The organism is Acidovorax sp. KPB24-07 (genome assembly GCF_057543315.1).
In genome coordinates, this window is sequence record NZ_BAAJYS010000003.1 from 21,029 (window position 1) to 43,229 (window position 22,201).

The 22,201-nt window shown below is 56.0% G+C and carries 18 protein-coding genes and 2 pseudogenes; 8 read left to right on the forward strand and 12 right to left on the reverse strand.

Annotated elements, in window-relative coordinates:
- Positions 1-6 precede the first annotated feature (6 nt).
- Positions 7-2,676, forward strand: a complete 2,670-nt coding sequence (locus tag AC27IQ_RS00945) for a hypothetical protein (protein ID WP_487087503.1) — start codon at positions 7-9, stop codon at positions 2,674-2,676.
- 515 nt (positions 2,677-3,191) lie between these two features.
- On the opposite strand, the pseudogene AC27IQ_RS00950 reads toward AC27IQ_RS00945, so the two are convergent.
- Both AC27IQ_RS00950 and AC27IQ_RS00955 read right to left on the reverse strand, forming a co-directional pair.
- A pseudogene (locus AC27IQ_RS00950) lies at positions 3,192-3,590 on the reverse strand (DNA/RNA non-specific endonuclease); the annotation flags it as partial.
- Between the two features lie 284 nt (positions 3,591-3,874).
- On the reverse strand, positions 3,875-4,117 hold the full coding sequence (locus tag AC27IQ_RS00955; RefSeq protein WP_487087504.1) for a hypothetical protein: 243 nt from the start codon (positions 4,115-4,117) through the stop codon (positions 3,875-3,877).
- A 531-nt stretch (positions 4,118-4,648) separates the two neighbouring features.
- On the opposite strand from AC27IQ_RS00955, the gene AC27IQ_RS00960 reads away from it, so the two are divergent.
- Positions 4,649-5,092 carry a DUF4279 domain-containing protein gene (locus AC27IQ_RS00960; RefSeq protein WP_487087506.1) on the forward strand — a complete coding sequence of 148 codons (444 nt, stop codon included), beginning with the start codon at positions 4,649-4,651 and terminating at the stop codon, positions 5,090-5,092.
- 212 nt (positions 5,093-5,304) lie between these two features.
- Here the strand turns inward: AC27IQ_RS00960 and AC27IQ_RS00965 are convergent, their stop codons facing one another.
- Entirely contained in the window at positions 5,305-6,339 is a 1,035-nt protein-coding gene (locus AC27IQ_RS00965; RefSeq protein WP_487087508.1) for a hypothetical protein, read from the reverse strand.
- Between the two features lie 189 nt (positions 6,340-6,528).
- Between AC27IQ_RS00965 and AC27IQ_RS00970 the strand changes: the two genes are divergently transcribed.
- A protein-coding gene (locus AC27IQ_RS00970) for an IS5 family transposase (protein ID WP_487087580.1) occupies positions 6,529-7,283 on the forward strand; the annotation gives its coding sequence in 2 pieces (ribosomal slippage) (positions 6,529-6,808 and positions 6,808-7,283; 756 coding nt in all).
- 678 nt (positions 7,284-7,961) lie between these two features.
- Positions 7,962-8,483: a hypothetical protein gene (locus AC27IQ_RS00975; protein WP_487087510.1), complete on the forward strand. Its 522-nt coding sequence runs from the start codon at positions 7,962-7,964 to the stop codon at positions 8,481-8,483.
- Positions 8,484-8,693: 210 nt separating this feature from the next.
- Here AC27IQ_RS00975 and AC27IQ_RS00980 read toward each other — a convergent pair whose 3' ends face one another.
- Together AC27IQ_RS00980 and AC27IQ_RS00985 are read right to left on the reverse strand one after the other, a co-directional pair.
- Positions 8,694-9,338, reverse strand: a complete 645-nt coding sequence (locus tag AC27IQ_RS00980) for a hypothetical protein (RefSeq protein WP_317357234.1) — start codon at positions 9,336-9,338, stop codon at positions 8,694-8,696.
- A 415-nt stretch (positions 9,339-9,753) separates the two neighbouring features.
- Positions 9,754-10,125: a lysozyme inhibitor LprI family protein gene (locus AC27IQ_RS00985; RefSeq protein WP_487087512.1), complete on the reverse strand. Its 372-nt coding sequence runs from the start codon at positions 10,123-10,125 to the stop codon at positions 9,754-9,756.
- Between the two features lie 121 nt (positions 10,126-10,246).
- Between AC27IQ_RS00985 and AC27IQ_RS00990 the strand changes: the two genes are divergently transcribed.
- A complete protein-coding gene (locus tag AC27IQ_RS00990; RefSeq protein WP_487087513.1) occupies positions 10,247-10,705 on the forward strand; it encodes an HAD domain-containing protein in 459 nt (152 codons plus the stop codon).
- A 219-nt stretch (positions 10,706-10,924) separates the two neighbouring features.
- Here the strand turns inward: AC27IQ_RS00990 and AC27IQ_RS00995 are convergent.
- The 4 genes and pseudogenes from AC27IQ_RS00995 to AC27IQ_RS01010 form a co-directional block, all read right to left on the reverse strand.
- Positions 10,925-11,146: pseudogene (locus AC27IQ_RS00995) on the reverse strand (transposase); the annotation flags it as partial.
- A 441-nt stretch (positions 11,147-11,587) separates the two neighbouring features.
- Positions 11,588-12,196 carry a hypothetical protein gene (locus AC27IQ_RS01000; RefSeq protein WP_487087515.1) on the reverse strand — a complete coding sequence of 203 codons (609 nt, stop codon included), beginning with the start codon at positions 12,194-12,196 and terminating at the stop codon, positions 11,588-11,590.
- A gap of 5 nt (positions 12,197-12,201) precedes the next feature.
- Positions 12,202-14,040 (reverse strand): UvrD-helicase domain-containing protein, encoded by a 1,839-nt coding sequence (locus AC27IQ_RS01005; RefSeq protein WP_487087517.1) that lies wholly within the window; start codon positions 14,038-14,040, stop codon positions 12,202-12,204.
- Positions 14,037-15,923, reverse strand: a complete 1,887-nt coding sequence (locus AC27IQ_RS01010) for an ATP-dependent nuclease (RefSeq protein ID WP_487087519.1) — start codon at positions 15,921-15,923, stop codon at positions 14,037-14,039. Before AC27IQ_RS01010 ends, AC27IQ_RS01005 begins: the two co-directional genes overlap by 4 nt.
- Before the next feature lie 353 nt (positions 15,924-16,276).
- Between AC27IQ_RS01010 and AC27IQ_RS01015 the strand changes: the two genes are divergently transcribed.
- Positions 16,277-17,146, forward strand: a complete 870-nt coding sequence (locus AC27IQ_RS01015) for a hypothetical protein (RefSeq protein WP_487087521.1) — start codon at positions 16,277-16,279, stop codon at positions 17,144-17,146.
- A 348-nt stretch (positions 17,147-17,494) separates the two neighbouring features.
- On the opposite strand, the gene AC27IQ_RS01020 is transcribed toward AC27IQ_RS01015, so the two are convergent.
- Entirely contained in the window at positions 17,495-18,652 is a 1,158-nt protein-coding gene (locus AC27IQ_RS01020; RefSeq protein ID WP_487087523.1) for an FRG domain-containing protein, read from the reverse strand.
- Positions 18,653-19,486: 834 nt separating this feature from the next.
- On the opposite strand from AC27IQ_RS01020, the gene AC27IQ_RS01025 reads away from it, so the two are divergent.
- Positions 19,487-20,509 carry a restriction endonuclease gene (locus AC27IQ_RS01025; RefSeq protein ID WP_487087525.1) on the forward strand — a complete coding sequence of 341 codons (1,023 nt, stop codon included), beginning with the start codon at positions 19,487-19,489 and terminating at the stop codon, positions 20,507-20,509.
- A gap of 194 nt (positions 20,510-20,703) precedes the next feature.
- Positions 20,704-20,916, forward strand: coding sequence for a hypothetical protein (locus tag AC27IQ_RS01030; RefSeq protein ID WP_487087527.1), 213 nt, complete (start codon positions 20,704-20,706; stop codon positions 20,914-20,916).
- A 118-nt stretch (positions 20,917-21,034) separates the two neighbouring features.
- Here AC27IQ_RS01030 and AC27IQ_RS01035 read toward each other — a convergent pair whose 3' ends face one another.
- Both AC27IQ_RS01035 and AC27IQ_RS01040 read right to left on the reverse strand, forming a co-directional pair.
- Complete coding sequence (locus AC27IQ_RS01035) at positions 21,035-21,364, reverse strand: hypothetical protein (protein WP_317357230.1); 330 nt, start codon at positions 21,362-21,364, stop codon at positions 21,035-21,037.
- Between the two features lie 320 nt (positions 21,365-21,684).
- On the reverse strand, positions 21,685-21,912 hold the full coding sequence (locus AC27IQ_RS01040; RefSeq protein WP_487087529.1) for a helix-turn-helix domain-containing protein: 228 nt from the start codon (positions 21,910-21,912) through the stop codon (positions 21,685-21,687).
- Positions 21,913-22,201 lie beyond the last annotated feature (289 nt).

The following is a 22,201-nucleotide window of genomic DNA, read 5'->3' on the forward strand; positions in this document are numbered from 1 at the left end:
CGCCTGATGGAATCGCTGGCGGTCCTCGCCCCAGGCTCGGTATTCGAGAGGTTCGCCGTCGTCCTGATAGAACAGCTGCACGACATCACGCTGGTGCAGCGCGGATCTTCCGTCACTGGCAGCCCTGTCGGCGGTGCGCTTGATGCCGTTTCGGAAGACGGCCGCGTGGTCGTGGAGGCCTCCATCGTCAAGGGGTATTTTTCGGGGCAGATGGCCAAGCCCTGGGGCGATCTGGAGCACGCGCTTGATCTCGCGCCGAGAGCACAAGATGTCTACCTTCTGAGCTCGCAACGTGCTGAAACGGGGAAAATCGAAGGCATGGTCAACGAAGCGCTCGGGCAAGCGCGGATGTCCGGTAGGCGCCTGCATCTTATGGACAGCCGGGCGATCGCTGAGGCCATCGTCGATACGCTCATGCTTCGGGACGGCGCCATAGACAAGCTGTCGGTCCACCTGCCTGTGTTGTCGGACATTCGGGACGACCACCCCGCATCTCTGACCGCAGCACCATTGAGCGAGAATTATTTGCCAAACACAGCGGTCGACATGGAACTTGACCGGCTGCTGGAGACGAAGAAATGCGTTGAGATCACAGGCATCGGCGGCATCGGCAAATCTCAGGCCGCAGCCGCGTGCCTGGCGCGCGCAGAAGGTCGATTCCACTACCGTTTCTGGGTCAGCGGCAGAGATATCGACGGCATTGAGCGCCTCTCTGCGGTCCCTCTGCGGCGCGGAGGTGCCGAACGAAACGTGAGTGCCTTGCTGCGGCGAGAGCGCACGATGTTGGTCCTCGATGACGCAAACGCCCGGCTTGACCCATGCGGGCTGGCGAACTTGTGCGGCCCCGACTCGCGGGTCGTGATCACGCGGCAGCACTCATCCCCAGGAGCGTTCGCCATGCCGCTAATGGACGAGCATCAGGCCCGCATTTTGCTCACCCACGACGTGGCGAGCCAGCTATCCGACAAAGCCTTCCACACGATTTGGCGAACAGTCGGAGGTCACCCACTTACCCTGACGATGCTGAACGCCGCGGCACGGGAAGGATCGTCTTGGAACGAGCTTGCGAATGAGTGCGCGCACGTAGCCAAGTTTCAACTGCACGGAGCGCGGCTTGCCGACAGCATCCTAGGAAGGCTCAGGCCGGCGCTTGAGGAGGAGCTGAGCCTCTTTCAATGGGCGGACCAAAGTAACTTAGATCGAGCCTTTTTTGAACACGTCATCGGTTCCCTTCGTATGAGGGCGTTCGAGCGCCATGGCCTCACGGCGCCTGAAGGTAAGGCATCGATTCGAATTCACGACATCGTCTTCACAGCGCTCAAGTCCCTGGACTGGCTAACGACACAGCGATCCAGGGCAATCGACGGTCACCTGGAAGCGTTCATCGTCAAACAGATCCGGGATGACGGGCATGGCCTGCAGCTGATCGCCTCGCAACTGCGAGCCAAGATCCGAAGAAACGTCGAGAACGGTGACCGACGTCCGGCCTACCTTTATGCCTTGGCGATGACGTGGAGCGGCGGTGCAATCCCTGTCCAGTTGCTTCCCGATCCGATTCAGGAAGCCAAGCGACTGAGCGCTCTCAGCGCTCGCGAAAACGAAGTGGCGATCCTGGTCGTGCTGGAGACGATCGAAGCTAAGGCGCGCTTTCTTAAGCACACCATGGGAGAAGTTGCGGTCACCAGCTGGCTCAATTCAGTGATGCAAGCCTACGGAGCGCTCGCTGGCATGGCAGACCAAAGTGCTCGCCAAGTGGCTGAGATCAAGCACCACCAGGCTAAAGTGTTGCGCACTCTCGGGAGGGATTCCGAAGCCGAGGAGCTATTCCAGGAGGTGGTCGCCAGTTATCCCCTGAACGATGCCAAGCTCCAGCTGGTGAGGTCCCTCGGCCTCAGGCCCGAGGGCTATGCGGCGGCAAAGCAATACGCCACAGACATCATTGCCGCAAAGCTAGAGGACGCAGGCGTCTCGCCATCTCTGCTCCTGGCACTTGGAGACACACTCAACCTAGCTCGCAAGACATGGGCGGGAGAGCTTCTCGACCAACACGAGGAGATGTTTCTTGGCGAGGCGCTGTACAGCGCCGGGATTGGTGTTCCGCAGGGCTATCACTCGCTGGCGAACTTTGTGCGAGCGCTCATCTGGCATGCCCCTGAGCGAGTCGAGGGGGTGCTGGCGCGCCTGCCTGAACCTACCCCTTTGATGCTGGACGATGATCAGAGCCGAGGCGCTTACGCCGAAATCATGATGATCGCAGCGCAAGCGAGCGAGAACGAGACGTACTTGAGCCAGGCGCTGCAAGCGTTTGAGACTCTCCAGTCTCCCAACGCCTACCAACGGCGCAAATGGGGTGAGACGCTCTACAGGCTGGATCGATTCATCGATGCAGAGGCTATTCTCGAGACCATCAGCGACGATCCGGGGCGCCCTTGGCTGGCCCATAATTTGTCGCAGGTCAAACTTGCGTTGGGCAAGCTTCCGGAAGCACTAGCGCTGATCGACGAGTCCGTAACCGCTGCGGTTGGCGCGAACGAGAGGTACCGCAGCAGCTTTCTTCTGCAGCGGATCAAGGTCAAGCGTGCGCTGCAACTAGACGCTTCCGCCGATATTGCCGAAGCTTTGAGTTTTACTAAGCACCCTGGTCTTCTCAAGCAAATCTCTGAACTCGACGGGTAGGTACAGCTTGGGGGATGTCATGACAGCCTCGCTGTCCGGAGCACTAGAGTGGGAGGGGCCGCCGCAGTCAAACGCGAGCTGGCTGAGTTCGGCGCGCTAGGACGTAGACTCGACGGGCTGAAGCCGCCATGATGGCGCCCCCGCCGGGACTGAATCAATAAGCAACTCGCAGAAGTGCTATCACGTTGAGTAGATACCCAGAAGGGGGCACGTTCAAGACGGTCTGAACTGCCCCGGTTTTTTCGGAGGCTCAACACTCTAGGAGGATTGAGCCATGAGCAAGTCGAACAAGTTCTCGCTCGAGGTACTCGAGCGCGCGGTGAGGATGGTGCAGGGGCAGCACGGGGAGTACCCGGGCCGAATTGGGCAATATCAGCAACTCTTTTGATCGGTCGATGGAGCCGCAATTGAGTGGGTAGTTCAATGACCGCATTGAAGCCAAGACCGGGAGCTTGGTATCCGCCGACGACCGACCGCTCCCGCTGCAAAGCAGCCTCCTAGGGCGCACTCCAAGATCAGTGCTGCATTGCCATCCTCGGCAGAAACTCCACCCCAGTCCGCTTGACCAGTTCCTGATAGCTGATGGGCTGGCCAACCGATTCTCCTGCCTTGTTCTGCTGCCAATGCGCCCAAGCCCGCTGCGTGGTCGCGTCATAAACCAGCTTGTAAAGGTACGTTGGTACTTTCACCTGATTCGCACCAATCGTTGGACCGCTGTCCGTGAACACTGGCCCCGTGATCACATACACATCCCCTTTGGCCCGCAGCACATAGCGGCGCGTGTCCTGCTCGATCTTGTTCCACGCACCTCCGTTGTGTTGTGAATTCTGAGGAACCATGTTCGCCAGACTGAAGCTCTGCGCCATGGCGGTCGGCGTCGGCATATCGCCTACGGGCGCCATGTTGAGGCGTGCGGGCGGACGAAACACTTGAGAAGGCGCCAACCAATGACAGGACCAGCGCATAAGAAAAACGCACTCGGGGCGACCAAAAAAAATTTCAGAATCACTGCGATCAGGCTGCAAAAAAATGGGACTGCCGATTGGAGCATTCGACGGCTTTGTTTTCGAAGTCCGGAGGCCGAGTGCACTGGGTTTTACAGGTGCTTTCACACAGGGGTGCTGCGATGGAGATCTGTGCTCACCCGTACTGTCGGTCAGTCGCTATGAATGCGACATCCGATGAGCGCGGTGCTCCGTCACTTCTCCCGGCTTGCCGCTCCGTGCGGTGGGAACTGCTGGGCAACGGGCGGCGCATTCATTGGGCCTTGAGCAGAGAAGTGCAGGCCGTGCATCGGCGATAAAGAGAGCTCGAACGGACGGCCTTGCCAGTAGGCCGGCCCGGCCAAAAAGGCGGCTGCCAACGAGAGGGGCAGCCAGAACGACTTGCCCATTGCCTTGGCAAGGCGCTTCAGCTGGCGAAAGATGTGTCTGGGGTTCATGAAGTAAGTCTCCCGCCGTCATGCGCAGAAACGAAACCCTACTGGGGGGATGCTGCGCCATGAGGACGATGCCCAAGCATGCCGTTAAGGGCCGGAATCTCTCTGCCCTATACCGGTTTTCATCGCAGCGCTGGTGTCCCCTGTAGGGTTTGACAAATCGCCTAGCGTGAAGTAACACCACCCCATCTGTTCCCATTGTGCGTATTTCGGCTCTCCTAGACAGCCGGTTCGGCACCGTGGACACAGAATTCGGCACCGCGAGCACAGGGCCGCACATGGCCTGCGAAACCCTCGCTGAGGAACAGAGTGGGGGCGGTGGGCTAGACTTCCGGTATCGGCCGAGGGTGTGTGAAAACGTCGATAGACGACTTTTGCAGGGGTACTTCAACCATTGCTCGCATCGAGATCGTGCGTTGTAGGCCGATCTGAGCGGTCGATTTCTTGGCAGGCCGGAAAGTCCAGGGCGTGATGCGCGTTTTCACACAGCCTCGGTCAACACCGGTCGTTCGTCAATCTGAATAGGCTTCACTGATGGCGCATCTTGAGCGGTCTGTGGCAACGTTGCGCATCATGGGCAACGACCTAATTCCCGAGAAGATTTCGAGGCTCCTAAGAGCGGAGCCGACATTCAGTCATGCAAAAGGACATCAGTTCCTGTCGGCCTCATCTGGGCGCATTGTCATAAGGAACTCTGGCATGTGGCGTCTAAGCGCGAAGGAAACCAAGCCGGAAGACCTTGATAGTCAGGTCTCTGAGTTGCTTGCTCAAGTCACGTCAGACTTATCAGTCTGGAGCCGCATTGCGGCTCAGTTTCGCGTTGACTTGTTTTGCGGATGGTTCATGGGCAGTCGAAACGAGGGTGTGGCAATTTCGCCCGAGACTATGGTTGCTTTGGGGCAGCGCGGCATACAGTTGTCACTCGACATCTACGGGCCAGAAGCGTCGGATGGCGACAGCGCTGTGACGCAGGCCTAGCCTCCCCGCCAATTTCCGCCATGGAGCGAATGCTAGGACCGCTTCGGGCCGATGCTGCCCCTGCTACGATGGCGGCAACCGGCCAGAACCGGACATTCGCTAAACCGTCTGACGCTACTATGCCCGTAGTAAGGCTAGACTCAGGAGCTGTCAACCTCCAAGGCCCTTCGCGAATCGACAATACTGGGGGCGGCTGTGGTTACCGCCCCACGTTATGTCTGCATTCGGGCGCTGATTTGATGGATCACTTCGTTGATGTCATTCAAACTGCCCAGACTCTTACGGTGCGGGAACGCTTCGTTAAGCTTAAGCAGGATCGGCTTCGCTGCACTGTCCTCCTTCATAAAGGCAACGAGTCCCTCCGGCTCATCGATCAACTTCAGAGCGAGCGCCAACCCCATACCCCTGGGGTACGCACTTACCGCAACGGCGGTGTTTTGCTCTGAGTTTGGATGTGTTGGATGCATTCCCCCATACATATCGAGTAGCGCTTGCCATGCTCCAGTGTTACGGTAAGCCTGCACTGGCGGCCATGTTTGAAAGTCCGTCAGAGACTTCCCTGCGCTCAAAGCTTGTAAACACAGAAGCTGCGACACCTGGGTGAGCAACGCTCCGAGTGCCACATAGAACTGCACTCGGGTGCCATACATGAGCAGGTAGCTGAATTGCGCGTGATACGCGCACATCTCAGACTCGATCGGGTATCGCTCCATCCAGAAACGGTAGTCGGTGGGCCGCTGCTGTCGACGAATTGTCGTATGCATCGCGTGTCCGAGCTCGTGAACGATCAGTTCGACGGGCGAGCAGAACACAGAAGGTAGAAAGACGGCTCCGTCGGCGATGCCGCAAGACATGAAGAAACCTTCGACGCTTTCCGTTTGGGGTACTCGTGAAATATGCACCGGTACCGCAGAAGCGTCAAACTCATAGCGCTGCTGAATAAACTCCCGTGCCTGGCGAATGTGCTCAGCAGTTACGGGCTCATTCCGGAATGCGCTACCGCCCGCAAATGCCCGATCAATAACTTGCTGAGTTTCTGCTGACAGGGTCAGCTGTTGGTACTCCACTGGATAGGGCAACACAGCGTCCTCGACCGTGTCTTTCGGAATCTTCTTCGTAACCTCCATCAACACATCGGCGTGTAGCTGCATCGCGCGATCACGGCCCTCGAATGGACTGTAGCTTTTAAGAGTCGTATCCAGAAGCAGCCGCTCTCCCCTGGTCAACTGTGTTATCAGATCACTCATCTAAACAATTCCATTTTTAAATTACTCAGAATTATGAATCGCCCTGAGCCGCAGCACTGGTCGCTTGCTATGCAACGTGAGTTGCTCTTAGAGTCGCTAACAAAACCGGGAACTTGCAAGGCTGAGCAGCGTCACCGTGTACATGAAACGAGCCTTGATCAGCCAAAACTCTGGCAAGAATTCGAGCCACTGGTACCACAGCCGAAACCCTCGCCCAAGGGAGGCCGGCCGCGGAGCGACTACCGCGCCGCCTTCAACGGCATCCTCTTCGTCCTGATGACTGGCATCCCATGGGAAGACCTGCCGAAAGAACTCGGCTTCGGCAGCGGCATGACCTGCTGGCGACGTCTGCGGCAGTGGCAACACGAAGGCGTCTGGGATCGACTGCATCAGGCGCTGCTCCATCGCCTGCGCCAGTACGACCAAATCGACTGGAGCCGCGCAAGCATCGATGGCGCGAGCGTTGCAAGCCCCCGGGGGGCGAAGCGACCGGTCCCAACCCGACCGACCGGGGCAAGCTCGGCAGCAAGCGCCATGTCCTGACCGATGCTCGCGGCGTGCCGCTGGCGATATTGGTGAGCGCAGCCAATAGGCACGACTCGATGTTCTTGGAGAGTGTGATCGACGCCGTGCGACCTGTAGGAGGTTTGCAAGGCAGGCCAAGGAGACGACCGGACAAGCTGCACGCAGACAAGGGCTACGACTACGACAAGTGCCGCAAGGCACTACTCGAGCGTGGCATCCAAGTGCGCATTGCACGACGTGGCCTCGAGAGCAGTGAACGGCTCGGGCGCCATCGCTGGGTGGTCGAGCGCACGCATGCCTGGATTGCAGGCTTTGGCAAATTGCGCATCCGTTTCGAGCGACAGCTGGACACCCATCTGGCCTTGCTCAAGCTCGCCTGCTCCATCATCTGCTTGCGCTTCGTCGAGAGGTTTTGTTAGCCACTCTTAGTGCTTGGCCGCTTTGGGCCCTAAGCAGCCGGTAGACGAAACGACCCCAAAGCTGCCGTTGACTTACTACTAGCTGGCTTGCTGTCCAAACCGATCGGTCTGGCGCGGTGCCTGCCTATTGGCAAGCTATAGTTGTCAGAATATCCCGCACAGTCTATCTTAATTCGCAAGGTTTACGGGTGCATCACGTTAGATGGCTTTAAATATATTTATGCAAAAGTATTTCGAATTACCAAAAAACGATCCACAATCAAAAGCCAACAACGATTGGTTCGAATATTGCAGAAAACACGCGATTCCCTTCATTATTTTGAGATGCAGGACAACGCTTGCAGATGTTGAATGGGATTACATAGCGTATTCGACTGAATTCGATGACGCTTTTAAGAATTTAAATGGAGAGCTGCGGGATAAAGCAATTTTGCTTTTCAAGAAATATGCAGACCATCGATCGGAGTACCAAGCAAGTGATTTGCTGATATCTTTCAAAAAAATTGAGATATCTAAAGCAAAATCGGCTGCCAATGAACTTTACGACCTAATAATTCATTACTCAAAGAGAACCGAGATTTAAAGATAACCCTTCGCTCAAGCAGATCCACCTACGGCATTCGGCTTACCTAGCCCCTTAGGCGGCCGAGAACAGAACTATCCACTTCGGGAGTGATTTTGGAACCAATCACAACACATCTGCACGTCGAATGGGATGGCCCACATTCGTACGACGCTGCCAAGCGACTCAAAGATGAGTTTATTGACTACGGTGTCTACCAAGTTTATGGCGCGCATCCAGTTTATGGATCGGATGTACTGCTCTATATAGGAAAAGCGGACAAGCAGACGTTTGGCGTACGCCTTTCCCAGGAAGGCTGGAACTTCCACAATCAAGACTCAACGCGAGTGTGTTTCTACGTCGGCCGCATCTCAGGATATAACAAGACGCCAAGAGACTCTGTTTGGACAAAGCACATAACGCTTGTCGAAAGACTGCTGATCTATTCTCACTGGCCTGCAGGAAAATCCTCTGGACTCAACGTGGGGTTCGGAAAAGAGCTGTATGGGGTGCATGTTTTAAACTGGGGAAAGTACCGCGATCTGCTGCCGGAGGTATCGGGATCAAGATATTCTGACCAGTTCTACGAAGACAAAAACTACAAGCCATACGGCGAGTCGCGGCGCCCGGTCGTCTAAACCCTCGCTCAAGCATTAGGTTCTCATTGGATTTGCAAACCCAGAGCCATGCATGCCCGTGAAAACCGTAGATTCAGTGAGAACGGATCGAGGTGCCATTCCCATAGACCGCTAAAAACCTACCGCATAGGGGCTTCGGCTGCGATTTGGCGCCCGATGAAGCGATGAAAAAAGGCCCGTCAAGCGGGCCTCTCATTCTGGAAGCTTCCCTTACCGGTTGCGGTGGTACTCCGCGAAGTCTGCGTGGTCCTGGGCCTCCTCCGCATCCAGGGTGAACTCGTCACGATGCTCTCGGCAAAGCCCGTTTGGGTACATCTCGCTCGAAGGGTACAGGCGATCGGGCCCACAGCAGTGGCATGTACTGAACTCGCCTCGGTTGACCGCGACGGAGCTTCCAAAGCCAATCAGCACGTCGTCGGTGTCGTACACCGGCAGGTTGTCGATGGATTTCACACCGGTTGACATGCACGCTGGCGCTAAACCCGTCTGAATGCCCCGGGCGAGCCACAAGGCATCCTTGACATCAAGACCAGCACGGCTACCAACCTTGGCGATGGCTCGCTCAAGGGAAGGCACATTCGGCTCAATGTGATGCGGAAATTGTTCGTCCGGAGAGGGAACGCCGTCCACAGGAACCTCAATCATCATGGTCTTCGGCGCACCATGCGCAGGCATAAATACCAGCGACTCGATTAAATGAGTCTCCTTGTAGCCACCGGTGGACTTGAAGCCGAAATATCCGGCGATCAGTTCATGTGCAGTTGCTGAGCGAAGCTTGTGGCCATGCTGCTCGGCAACATGACGAAGATGGAATGCCGCCTCGCGGACGTAGTCGGGGGTTGTTTCGTTCGACATGATTTTTCCTTACAGGGGCCACGCGCATTACGCCCCTGATAGGTCCAGTCGGACGTTGGGGGAATCAGAGTCGGAAAAAGTAGAACCAGGCTTTTTTCGGAGCGCGAGAACCGAGGCGGCCGCCTGCCTTCATTATGATGGAAATCGCGCTGCACCGTGACGCGTGTTCGCATTGCCATTTGCAAGTAGCGAGAATCTTTGCAAGAGCAATGAGAACCTACCCAAGCGGCGACCCACTGCGGTGAACACCGCTTGGCCGCTCCAGGCATTGGAGTAAATAGACTTTCGCGGCTAAGCGGTGTCGCCTCCACGGGCGCCTTAGTTCGAGCGTTGAGCTTCGTTTCCGCTAGCCGCTACCGACTGCTTTTGGCCGAATTCTGCCGGATGATTGGCTGTAGGGGGTAAAGCATTCCGCTTAGTCTTGGGGAACTGACTTTGTCAGCTCCTGCAATTCGCGCACGCGGCGGGCAGTCTCAGAGGCCTGGCAGCTGATGTACATGGGTTGGTAGCCTTGACCACCGGCGGCACCCGAGGCGAGAAGTTCGCAATGAGCATCTCGATAGGAGAGCCAAGCAATCTCGCCCTTCCGAAGGGTCTCCTTTTTTTCGTCGCTGAGTCGATTGCGAAGCTGGCCGTAGATTCTGTTTAGGCGAGCATCGATAGCAGTGAACTCGCGTCCGAGGCAATCTATCAGTTGGTCATTTGCGAGCAGTTTGTCGCACGAACCTGCCCAAGAAAATGAGCAACTTGTCGCCAAGAGAATAGCAATCGCGAATTGAAGACGCATGTTTTGGGGGTCCGCTTTCGGGTATTTTCAAAAGACGCCTGGGCAACCGCTCTTGGCCGAATCCTGCCCTAGAGGCGCGCCTGGATAGTGTGATTGGCGATCTGTCATCGGTGCTGGCATAGTGGTCAGGTCGAAATGGACTCAGTGTTCAGGTGCGTCCGGAACACGCAATACGCTGTTTGAATGGCTTCCTATTTTGGAAGAGGAACTGGCCCTGCATCCATCTGTAGCCCTGGTGTTGAGCAGCACCTGGTGCACCCGCCCAGGTTATGCCAAGACGCTCCAGCGGCTGCCCGAGCAACTGCGAGCGCGATTCATTGGCGGCACGTACCACAAGCGCGTCCATGGGGCCGATCCATGGAGCCTGGCGTCGTTCCGCAGCACCCCGCGAGGCATGCAGATACTGGCAGATGTGCAGCGGAGAAAACCGCGCCACTGGATCGCGCTGGACGATGACATCGAGGACTGGCCCCCGCTCGCCATCGGCAATTTGGTAGCTTGTGAGGGCACTACCGGGCTTTCTGACCCAGAAGTCCAGCGTGCGCTGAGGCGAAAACTGATGCAAAGTGCCGTAGGGTGAGAGGCGTCAACAGCGCGACAGATTGCATGACCATTTGCGGATAAGGGACTCATGTAAGTCTATGATTTTGCTGAATCTATCCGTGAATTCAGAGAACTATTTGCGGCTAAAAATGCGGCTATTTCAACCACTGAGTTGACATTGTCCGCATCCTTGATGCGCCACAAGACACCTCTCTGGGCTGCTGACCTCGCAGCTCGTGGTGGACGCGCTGATGATGAGGTAACCGTAGATATAGATCTTCAGCAGCACTGCGGGGTGGTAGGACGGGCGCCCCGTAAAGGCAGGCGTTGAGCCTTCGAAACCCAGTGACGCCAAGTTCAACTCGCCGACGAAGACATCAACCACACGGATCGGGTTGTCCTCGGCGATGAAGTCATCCAGGCACTCTGGCAACAGCATGACCTGTTGCCGATCCTGGCCTTCGATGTATATGGACATATTGACCTCGGTGCTCAATATGCCTGTGAAGACTACTGGCGCAGATGTCACGCCGGGTGAGGGTTTTCACACAGCCTCGGTCGATTGCTGGCCAACACGAACGACCGCTGATGGGTATCTCAGGTTTGTAGCGCTGTCCCATCAAGCCTGCCGTCCGGCGACAGACCGCTCACAGCCTGAAGCCGCCACGCCGGAGGTCTGTTCTACAGCGATCTCGGCCATTAGGCGAGTGGCGTCGTGCGACCGGTCCTGCGCCAGTCCCGGTCTTCAAGGTTCCGGCCGGCGTAGATTCTAACCGGCTGGTTTGACGGAAAGGCGGCCGTACGATACTGCTGGCCGCGCTGACGACGTCCGAGGGACCGCTGCAGCGTTCTGCGACCGTTTCAGATGACCCGTTGCTGTCAGTTATTCATACCACGCAGAACGGTTAGCTAGTTGAACTCAAGCTTTCGGGACAGCCGACGCCGGCCAGGGCGTCTCCGGCAGCTCCGTCAGCCGCTTGGCCACGGCCGCGGCACGCTCCTTAGCCTCTCCATCTAGCTCCTCCAGCCGGTCCAACGAATCATCGGCGGGCGGCAGTTTGCCAATCCGCCGCAGGGACCTGGACAGCCTGGCCGCCTTGAGGCCGAGCTTGAGATACAGCTCCCGTCGCATCTCCAAGGTGCTTTCGGCGTCGGTCCAGGCATGGTTCCAGTGCTCGGTGATGCGGCTTTCGGCAAGCGCCTGCTCGCCGGGAAGATTCAGGACGTCGTAGACCAACCGGATGTCGATCGACTTCCAGTCGACCGGAAGATCATGAGGAGCAAAGCTCGGGTCGCGCACCGCCGCCATCTCGGAAGTTTCGTCATTAGGCTCGGGGCCGAAATCCTGAGCTACGGCGGCGCAACCCGTCGCGAAACGGTCCAGTTCGCAGACGACCCGCACGCACAAGTAGGCCGCGTGGTTGCTCTTCTCGCTGCGCCGGGTGATGGCGTCGATCGCCCATTTGCCTAACAAAGCGATGGCAGCGCCGACGACCGCGTAGAGAAATCCGATCAGCTTGTCGTCCATGTCCATCATGGCATTTGGATGGAGTCCGGACTTGCGACCGGCAGGACAGTCGGGACGACCGGATGGCTTGCCAGAACGGGCGCGATCATGACGTGCGCCGTGGCTTTGGCTGCAGGCGCTGCCGCCGCACCTACTTCCACGAATCCTTTGGCGATCAACGCCGGCCGAAGCTCTTTCAGGGCGTTGTGAGGTACAGCTACCCAGAGCAGGTCCCGGGCTCGCGTCGCCGCGACGTAACCAATGCGGCCCAACTCTGTCGTGACGCCGCCCAGCATTTCCTTCACGTGCTCCTTGGTAGTCACATACAGGACGGCGTCCAGGCTTTCTCCCTTGGCCTTGTGCACAGTGTCGATCCGCAGTGCCGTTGCATTGTCATCAGCCAAGTCCTTGGCGCTGATCAGCGGCGTGCTCGGCAACGCCTTCTTAGAAATCTTGTTGCCGAGGTTGGCGACTTGCGTGAAGCCGAAGTCGTTTTCGAGGTCGGTCAGCAGCACTTTGATGCGCGCCAGCAGCTGGGCATGCCACTCCTTGTCGCCCACCAGGGACGACGACGGCAGGCCGGTTACAGGGTAGCGGGTGAAGGCCCAGATCGCCTTGCGCAGTTTCCGGTCATCGGGCTTGTTGGACGGTTGCGTGATCTGGCTCACCAGGCCGTGAGGTGCGTTGTCCAGCAGTGCGACCACCGCGACGGCTACGCGTTGGAACGCCCTGAGGAAGTCTTTGCGGCGATCACGCAGCACCGCGGCGGCGGCGAACAGCTTGACCAGGCCTTGGCCAACCGGTGCCTCGTCGCCACGAAGTGTCCCAGCCAACTTCTTGGCTCGGCACAAGATGGCGGAACGCTTGATGTCCGCGCCGGCGGCTGACATGGCACCCTGGAATGAAGAGATGAGCTGGGGGTGCTGGTCTCCCTTATAGCCGGTGAAGAAGGCACCGTGTGGCGTGCCAGGCGGGGGCCGTTCGGCGACGTCGACGCGGCCGCACAGGCCATTGGCCAAGTCCACGATACAGGGGGCCGAACGGAAGTTCTTCTTCAGCGAGTGCTGCTGAACACCGGCGCGCTGGTGGTATTCGATGAGGAACTTTCCGTCGGCGCCCGCGAACTCATAGATGCCCTGATTGGGGTCGCCGATCAACGTCACGCGAGAGCCGGCACCTATCAGCAGTTCCAGAATGGCCTGATGGACCGACCCGATGTCTTGGGCCTCGTCGATCACGATGTGCGGATAGCGACGTGCAAGTGCGGCGAGAAGTTTCGGTTGCTCCTTCAGCGCCCGGTAGGCCCAGTAGCGCCCGAGGTCGTGGGTATAGGCGCCCGTGCGGCCCAGCTTCGCGATGAGGTTGCGCGCGATGGAGGTGTCGACCAGGTCAGGCTGTTCGTTGAACACGTAGAAGAAGACCTCCTTGCCGTTGACAAACGCCAGCTTCAACTCCTTGATCGACTGAGGAAACGATGACGTCGAGAACTTGAAGCCTTCCAGGAACGTTTCATCGCCCGTCACAAGGAAGGCCGCCCGCGGCGACTGCATGGTCCGATGGCAATGGGGCCGGATCATGTGCGTGGTGATGAATCCGTCGAGCGTGTCGATGTCCACCCGCGATCGGCCGGCGTTGGACGGCAGGCTGCCGGCCAGATCGTCATAGGCCCTGCGGAAGGTGTCGACCGCTACGTTGGAAAAGGATAGCAGCGCCACGCGGCCGCGCGCCTCGCCGAGATTTCGCCGCATCTGCACAACGCGGTGCACGGCGGTCTTGGTCTTGCCACTACCAGCGCAAGCGATGACGCAAAGCGGCACCATCGGCGCGTCGACGACGCCTTGCTGCTCAGGGGTGAGGCCGCTCATAAGGCCGACGTCGCTGCTGCTTTGCAGACGTGCTTGATGGCGTCCTGTATGTAGGCCGGCACATTGAAGGAGACCATCTCGTCTGAAATGACCTGCGCCAGCGACTGAGCAAAGCTGCCTTTCTGGACGTTCTTTGTCTTGCGTTCGAACATGCCGCAGAACAGCGCCTTGGCCTTGGCAGCGTCACCGACCTCCGCGGCGACGGTGGTTCCGAGTGACTTGGCGATCCGAGGCCGCAGTTCCTTCAGCGCTTTCAGCATGGCGGCGCGGTTGTCAGGATCCAGGGCCAGGTCGTACTCGAAAGTCTTGAGGCCATAGAACACTTTGACGTGGCTATCCTCGCGAGCCTTCATCTTCGCGGCGTTCGCCGAGACGGTGAGGGTGTCTCCCGGCGCGGGATATAGCGGCTCGGCATCGTCGTCTTCGTTGTCTTCGTCCTCGGTCGCAGGTGCCGGTGCTACTGCCGGTGCCGCTACTGTCGGTGCCGCAACTGGTGCGGCCACCGCTGGTGCGGCCACCGCTGGTGCTGAAGGCGTAGCAACTGCGCCCGCTGGGACAGGCTTGGGCGCCACTGGGTCGGCATCTGTGAGGACCGCCACCGGGATCTTCAGCGCCTTGTCGCCGAAGAGAGGCAAGAACGAATCGAAGTTCAGCCCCTCGACACTGATCAGGCTCACGCCATGCTGGCGCAGGTTTAAGCCCATGCGCTCGGCGAGCGCGTCTACCATCATGAGCTCGGCCGCGCCTTCGACAAAGATGACCCGACGAGCAAAGAAGAGCTCAGCGCGTGTGACATCGAGGTAGCGCTCTAGCTTCTCGCGTTTCCCTTTGTCGAAGGTAATGCTGCGGGGAAGGAAGGTCTCGACCGCAGCGCCCGTGTCGACGAGGCACACCAGGCTATCCAGGTCGGCAATGCTTGCGAAGTTGGGCGAGTGGCTGGTGACAAACAGCTGGACCGGCTTCTCGCCGTCGATGGCCTGGATGGACTGCAGGTACTGCAGCAGCACGGCTTGAAGCTGCGGGTGCAGATGTGCCTCCGGCTCCTCGACGATCAGTCCGCGGTAGCAGGAGTCTGGGTTCTTGGTCAGCTCGCTGAGCACGACCGCCATGTAGATCAGGTTGTTGAATCCCAGCCCGTTCTGCTCGATCTCGAAGGCGTCCACGACCAACGACAGCCGGGACTTCAAGCTCTTGAAGTCGCTGGCGCTCAGGCCGACTTCCAGCAACTGCGCGAGCTGCGTACCCAGCATGGACTGATGCCGGGTGTCGATGGCCTTCTGTGTATTGACGATGGGCAGGTGCTTCTTCAGCTCTTTGTCGAGATCCTGCAGCGCTTTGTCGATGCCTTTGACACCGTCTTCCTCGGCCAAGAGTTGCAGCAGCCGTGCAAGCTGGCTGGTGCGGCCGGGCTTGAGGCCTTGCGACGCGTCGCGCAGCGGCGGCAGGTAGACGCCTCTGAGGTTCTCCATCATGTCCGTCGTCAGGCCGACGTCCTCATGCTCACCGCACCACCGCTTGGCGCGCAGGCGGCCGCCCTTGTCGGGGTCCGAGTAGCGGATCTTGATGTGCGCTTCGAGTTTTCCTGCCGCGTCAGGCACGAGGGCGGCCAGGAAGTCCGCTTCATCGTCTTCGTCCAGCCCGCTGAACACGTACTCGAAGACGATGTCGCCAGATGGGACACCGCCTTTGGGTCGATGCAGGTCCTCTTCGCCGAGGCGCGGGTAAGGCTCGTCGTGCCCAGCCAGCAGCGCGCGCAAGGCGTCGACCACCGCCGTCTTGCCGACGTTGTTGCCGCCGACTAGGACATTCAGGCCGGCCTGAAATGACAGCTCCGCATGCGCGAGCTTGCGGAAGTTCTTGATGACCAGTTTGGCCAGGTGCATTGTTGGTTTCTCCCTGTCTGAAGGATCTCTTCCTTGCAGTGCATCTCGTCCCGAAAGTGGCCCGTGGCCACCAGGCTCAGCGACCTTTGGCGGGTACCGGTGCTCCTCCGTACATCGAATGCTAGCTGACTGGCGCGCCGGTTCCGCATGTATGAGATATGCGGCGAAGGTCCCGTGCTGAGGCCGCCGGCTTGGGTATCAACCGCGATATGGCTTTCTCCAAATCGACCAGTACGAATGCGAACGCCGGGTCCAACGGCCGGTTCCGGCCACAAGCAGACATCTCTTTCGGAGGCAGAATCGGGGCTAGAAGCGAAAGCTTAAATAGCGACAGATAAAAATTAGGGGATGTGATGAGCCAAATTAAAGGATTGATGCCTGCCAACCCGAAATTCAATGAGGATGATTTACTTATTTTTGTTACACGCATCTTGGAGCGCTCGACCAGCTACAAAAATTTCAGCATTAGGTCTGCATCCAAACATTTGGAAAGAAAGCTTGGTTACGACGCAGATGTTGAAGCACTCTATCAAGTTTATATGCAATTCAAGGTGGCAAAATATGCTTATCAAGAAAATAGCAAGTTTATTAAGGGGCGCAAGAGCTTCGGCTTTGATGATACATTGGGGGTAATGCATTTTGGCCTAAGAGCGCCGCCAGAAAATATAAGTACTCCTGAAGAGTTGCAGCATAATTGCCTTTTTCGACTCTCATTGATATACCCGGGTCGCACAATATATGTCGCGCCCACGTTTACAGACGATAGCCTGCTAAACTCTTTAGCCATTCCATGGCACTATGTCTACTCCCATCTTTCGCCGATGGTCTTGCAGCAGTCTACCATTCAAGTGGGGAAATTAAAATTCTCCTGTTCAAGCATTCCTGTACTGCAAAACCTCGTTTCGATCTTCCCTCATGCGCCAGTTAAAACGTACAAGCATAGCTACGCATTCAACTTCTCCAATGAAGTTTCGTTTCATTCGAGTCCAAAAAATATACCGGATGGTTCCAGATCATTTCTATCTCTGATTACAGAGAAATATTCAGGCGCTATTGGGAATATGGAGGTGCAAGGCTGGGAGAGCCCGGACCAAATCATTGAGATAAATCGATTTATTATTAAAGAGGTTTTTCGCGGCAAAAATTCTCAGCTTCAGAATTTCTTAGATGCAATTTGGAGCCGCAGACCAGCGAAATCCAATCCGCTCGCGTTGGGCGCTTAATCGCGCTCTTGAAGAATTTTTCGGAATTCATTCGTTCTGTCTTGTGAAGTATCGAGACTGATGTGCGCAAATCGGCAGGAAGGTTGATTCCTGATGCGTTGCGACGTTCGCTTTCGTAGGTGAACATCAGACTTAGTTATGGCCGCCTTATACTCACAAGGGTCGCCGAGGGATAGGCTGTGTGACGTTCTCCAGGACCGCTGCTGGCTAATAGCAGCTAGCCCAAGTCGGCATACGAATGTTTGCGATCGCGAAGCAGTCGGTCGTAAGTGACGCGCGAGCGTCTGCTTTGGGCCCAAAGCGGACAGTTGGTATATTAAGCCATAACTGAAAAACGTCGCGCAGCCACTAAGATAGTGTTTGATTAGGCTTTAGTGCGAAACGCTTCGCGATGTATTTTGCAGAATTATCAATGTTTGGATAAACTGTTCGTTCATTGATATTTAGCCGATCAAGCTGGGCTAGTATCTCGACTTTATTGCTGATTCCTATCCTAAGAATTTTCATGTCCTCACTTCCTTCTTCTGGGAGTGCTGCGTCATGCCCAAACAATAGAAAGGCACCTGATTGAAAGGATATGCGATTATTTGTGTGCTTGCCCTTTACACAAATGACTGAACGCATGTCGGCAGGTAAAATTCTACCTTCGAAATATGGCTTTTCTTCTTTTATAAAATGGAGCAGTCTTTTAACTGCTTGCTGTTTGTTAAAGCCTTCTATATCTTCCATTCTTGAGTAATCAATATTGCTCTTGTCTTCTTGGGAAAGTCTGGCGAGATTTGCAATACAACTAGCCGTATCGGAGTCAAAGTATTTGACTTTATCAGGCGGGATGAAAAACATAATGACCTCGCCGTCCTGTTGAGCATTGGAGATGCATGCAAAATACAAGCTAATCAGTGGGTTTGATGTAATATCCAGCAGCCTCGTCGGCAGAGAATAATGCTGCGCCCTCACAAGGCGATCTAGTGTGTAAACATCTTCGCGAAAATCTCCAGAATTGGACACGAGAAGCTCGCGGTACATGACGTCTTCGTTATTTAGGTAGATAACGTTGCCTTTTTCGTCCTTCCTTAGCAACGAAGGCTCTAAGAGATAGCCTTTGCGCTTTGAATGTCCCCGATAAAAGACCTCGCTAGTGCCGACACTTAAACGCAATACCGTCTCAACAAAGCTTCCGACGTTGTCTGCGTGGTTTTGAGGCGGAACCGGCTCAGGCAAATCAGAACGATAAATTTTTTTCGAGCCGAAATTAATCCCAGGCACGCCAGCCCTTGACAATACGTCAAAGAGATCTTCGTCCTTAATTGCCCAGTGTGTCCGATTCATTTCCCAATCACGAATGTCAAGTGCCCCCTGAAGAGGCAGTATTGATTCATAAGGAATGGGTTCAATGTTGGGATCAAATTCAAATTCAATATAAAGGTCTTGATTTCGGTTGCGATGTTTGATAGTTTTTAAGCGCCCGATACGAACAGGCTCATCCGTTCCCTCGTATGCAAACATGCATGGTAATTCGAGCAAAGCGTCTATTTGCCGCGACTCCAATTCTCTGAAGCTATCAGCAACATCCGCATCAGTATATTCAAGGAACCTACTGCGGGGATAGACGTACCCAAAACTATTCCAAGCGTCGCGGTTTCCAGATACTAAAAAATTAAACATTGACTTAAAACCCCAGTTGCCGTATTGGACCTCAAGTATTAATTAACACCTGCAAAAAATTCGGCTCCCGCGAATGTCTGCTTCTGGCCGAACGCGGTCATCGCAGCGCCTAGGGCATCGCATCGCTTACAGAGCGTCGAGCCACCCATGCGCGTCCATATGACCTATGAACGCGGCAAGCGAGGCTCCGTCCACCTCAAGCTCGGCACGGTGACCTCCCTTTCGATGAGGCTCGATGGTGAAAACTGAGACGAGCCCCGGTGCGCTCTTCAACGCTGTAACGAGGGCCTCCCTCTCTGCATCACCAGAGGGGAAGGGATGTTGCTTGTGCAGGTAGCGAGGTCCAATTCTCATCACAGCGTCCGCTTCTGGCCGAATTCTGTTCCCTACGCCAAACGGAAGAACGGACAGCCGTACTCTCAACATCGCTCCGGACTTGAGTCATTTGCGACTTCTGTTAGGACCTAGAGAACTTGAATTCTCGTTTAATATTATTCTCAAACAACGTTGACGATTACAGTTGCTGCACAGTAAGACCATCAAAAACACAGACTGCAAGTCACTTTCAGGAGAAAATCGTGTCCAGAATAACCCGCATCGCCCAGCTTAATCTGCAGGTTTTGCAGTCTAAATTACGTTAGCCGCTACAGGCAATCGTCTCCCGGTCTTACTTCCATGACGCATTCAGATCATTCCGGTATCCAGCTTGCCGATTGGCAATTATCATTTGTCGAGCAGTTCATCTCGGATGGCAAACGGCGCACACGCTTGGTTGCCAGCAACGGAATGGGGAAAACGACAGTTGCTCGGTACGCAGCCCGTGAGGTGCTACGACGACAGGGAAATGATTACGCACTCGTTATTAGCCATCACGGCGCTCTCGCAGAATATTGGCGCCGTCGGACTGGAAACGACGATTTAAACTGGGGAACCTCTGCTGATGATCTTCAGACCAGAAAGGCAACTGGACTTTCTGTGTCTTCCCACAATTTGCATACTTCCGATCTCGGTCGTGACATTTTGGAGGTGGGCAAGGATGCAAGCTTTCTTGTCATTGTTGACGAAGCACATGACGCATATCCCCCCTTAGAGGAATATGTTGGCCGTCTGCTTGCTGCAAATAAGCGTTCTCGGTCACTGGCTCTGTTTACGCCGTATCAAGCAATCAAAGTTGGCGGATGGGGTACCGAAGTTGATGCGGAGTACTTTTTTCAATCTGACGTAATTGCGCTTCCAGAATCTCGGGTGGAAGTAGCTCGGTTATCGCCAAGCCACTCAGTTCTTCAGTCTTTGCTCTTGCGCCCTGGCAGCCTAGATGAATTGCACTGGAGACAATTCGAGAAACTCATTGCCGAGCTATTAGAGGCAGATGGCTACACGGTTGAACTCATGCAAGGAACCAAAGACGGTGGCGTTGACGTAGTCGCGGTAAAGGATCACGGGCCGCTCGGCCCATTTAAGACACTCTGGCAGGCGAAGAAGAAGAATCCCGGAAACAAGGTTGGACTGTCGGTGGTTCGGGAGTTAGCGGATACTCGAAATGAGTTTGGTGCATCCAAGGCTTTCATCGTCACCAGCACCTATCTAACACGCGGTGCCATTCAAAGAATCCAAAGGGATTGCTATCAGTTGGGTAAGCTCGACCGAGATGATCTGAATAAATGGATAAGTCAGGTGCTTCATGGCACACGCGGCTAGCACAGCGTTCGAGCGGAGCTGCGCAAACAGCCGCGCAGCCCGCTGAACTCTACGTTAAGCATCAATGATCACAACAGTCCGCGTGATCCTTGGAACCATTCTCTTCGCGCTGTTACTGCCATTCACCCTACTCTATTCACGAATTCGAATGATGAACCCTCGAGAATACGGTCTCAATCAGAAAGACCGGGAGTTTGAAACTGTACGAAAATTCGGCATCGCCAATGCTTCGCGAGTTCGGTCAATGCTTGCTTCAAGAAGTGCGCGCGCCTAGCGATAAGGTACTTGGCGCAATTGTCTTTCTCGCAAACCAGGCATCGGAAATTGGGCACCTTGTCTCGCTGGCCAACAGTGATCCCGAAGCGCAATTTAACGCAGCCACCGTTAAAGATGAAAGAGCCAGGTAGCTCGGTTTCCTGCTTCTCCAATTGGCACTTTTCAGTGCCGCTGAAGCGCCTGCCTAAGTCGAACGTTCAGCGTCCGCTTTCTCCGACGGCCACCGACTGGTATTGGCCGTATGAGGAACTACCCAGCGACGTACATCGAGGTTTCTGGTAGCTCGCCGGCCTTCCAATGCGCGAAGACCTTCTGAGCTGCACGGTCAGCGACCCGACGCTGGCCATCACCGGGCATCGGCTCAAGTAAATCGAACTTCCCAGTCTTCTTGACAAGCTTCAGCCGCCCGGAGACGGCTTCGGCCTGTTCGTTGCGGTTCGGCCCGACGGCACGGTAGAGATTGCTACTGAACTGGTAGACACACTCGCGGTCGTCGTCGGAAACGCGACGCAAACTGATGCACATCCAGTCGAGATACCCACCGGAATCAGGCGTTGATGGCGATGGCTCTGCGGGCATGTTTCTGACGACCACAGGGGTCGCATGGGTTGCTAGAGGGGACTGCTCGGGCTGAATCGTGCCACAGCGAGGAACGTCCGTTCCTGGCCGAATTCTGCCTCATACGGCAAGCGGATAAGCGTCAAGAGCGCACCATGGTTGGACTTGGCACCGTCGTCCCTGAGTTGAGTCCTTTGCGACTGACCGTTGAGCGTGAGTGCTTCAAATTCTCATTTAGCTCCCGAAATTTGCATCTATTCTCAAATAGCGTTGACGATTACATCCGGCGCGTGCAGGGCGTACAGCTTGTTCTTGTCCTTGGATGACAACACTGACGTCTCTCATGAAGGAGCCTTGAGGTAACGCTTCTGCACCCGCTCCATGAACCCGCCTAGTGGCAATTCAAGGGCTTCCGCGAGTCGATAGAGCACGCTCAACGTGGGCTGTTTTCGCGCTACTTCTATCAAGCTGATGTACGGGCGATCAAGATCGCATCGCCCTGCTAAATCTTCCTGCGTGAGTCCCAACTCCTTGCGCCGGGCTTTCAACTCCAATGCGAGCGCGTTCATGAGTGCTTGGTTCGTGCTCGGCCGCATGAACCAAATTTGGCATTTATGTATACTTTAGACACGTGTCTATAGACGGCTAAATAATTGCTGTTTGTAGAGGTAGTTTTGTGTTGCATGGCGCAAGCACAGTCTGAAGTTTCGCGAGGAAGTCAATCGCTGGAAGCGCTACTTTTGTGGTGTTGGGATTGGGACGGTCCAATGATCAAGGCGGGAGTTGTCTTGACGCGGCGGTCCAGGCTTCGTCGGCACGCAAGCCATGCAGCACGCATTCATTCACTGGCTTAAATAG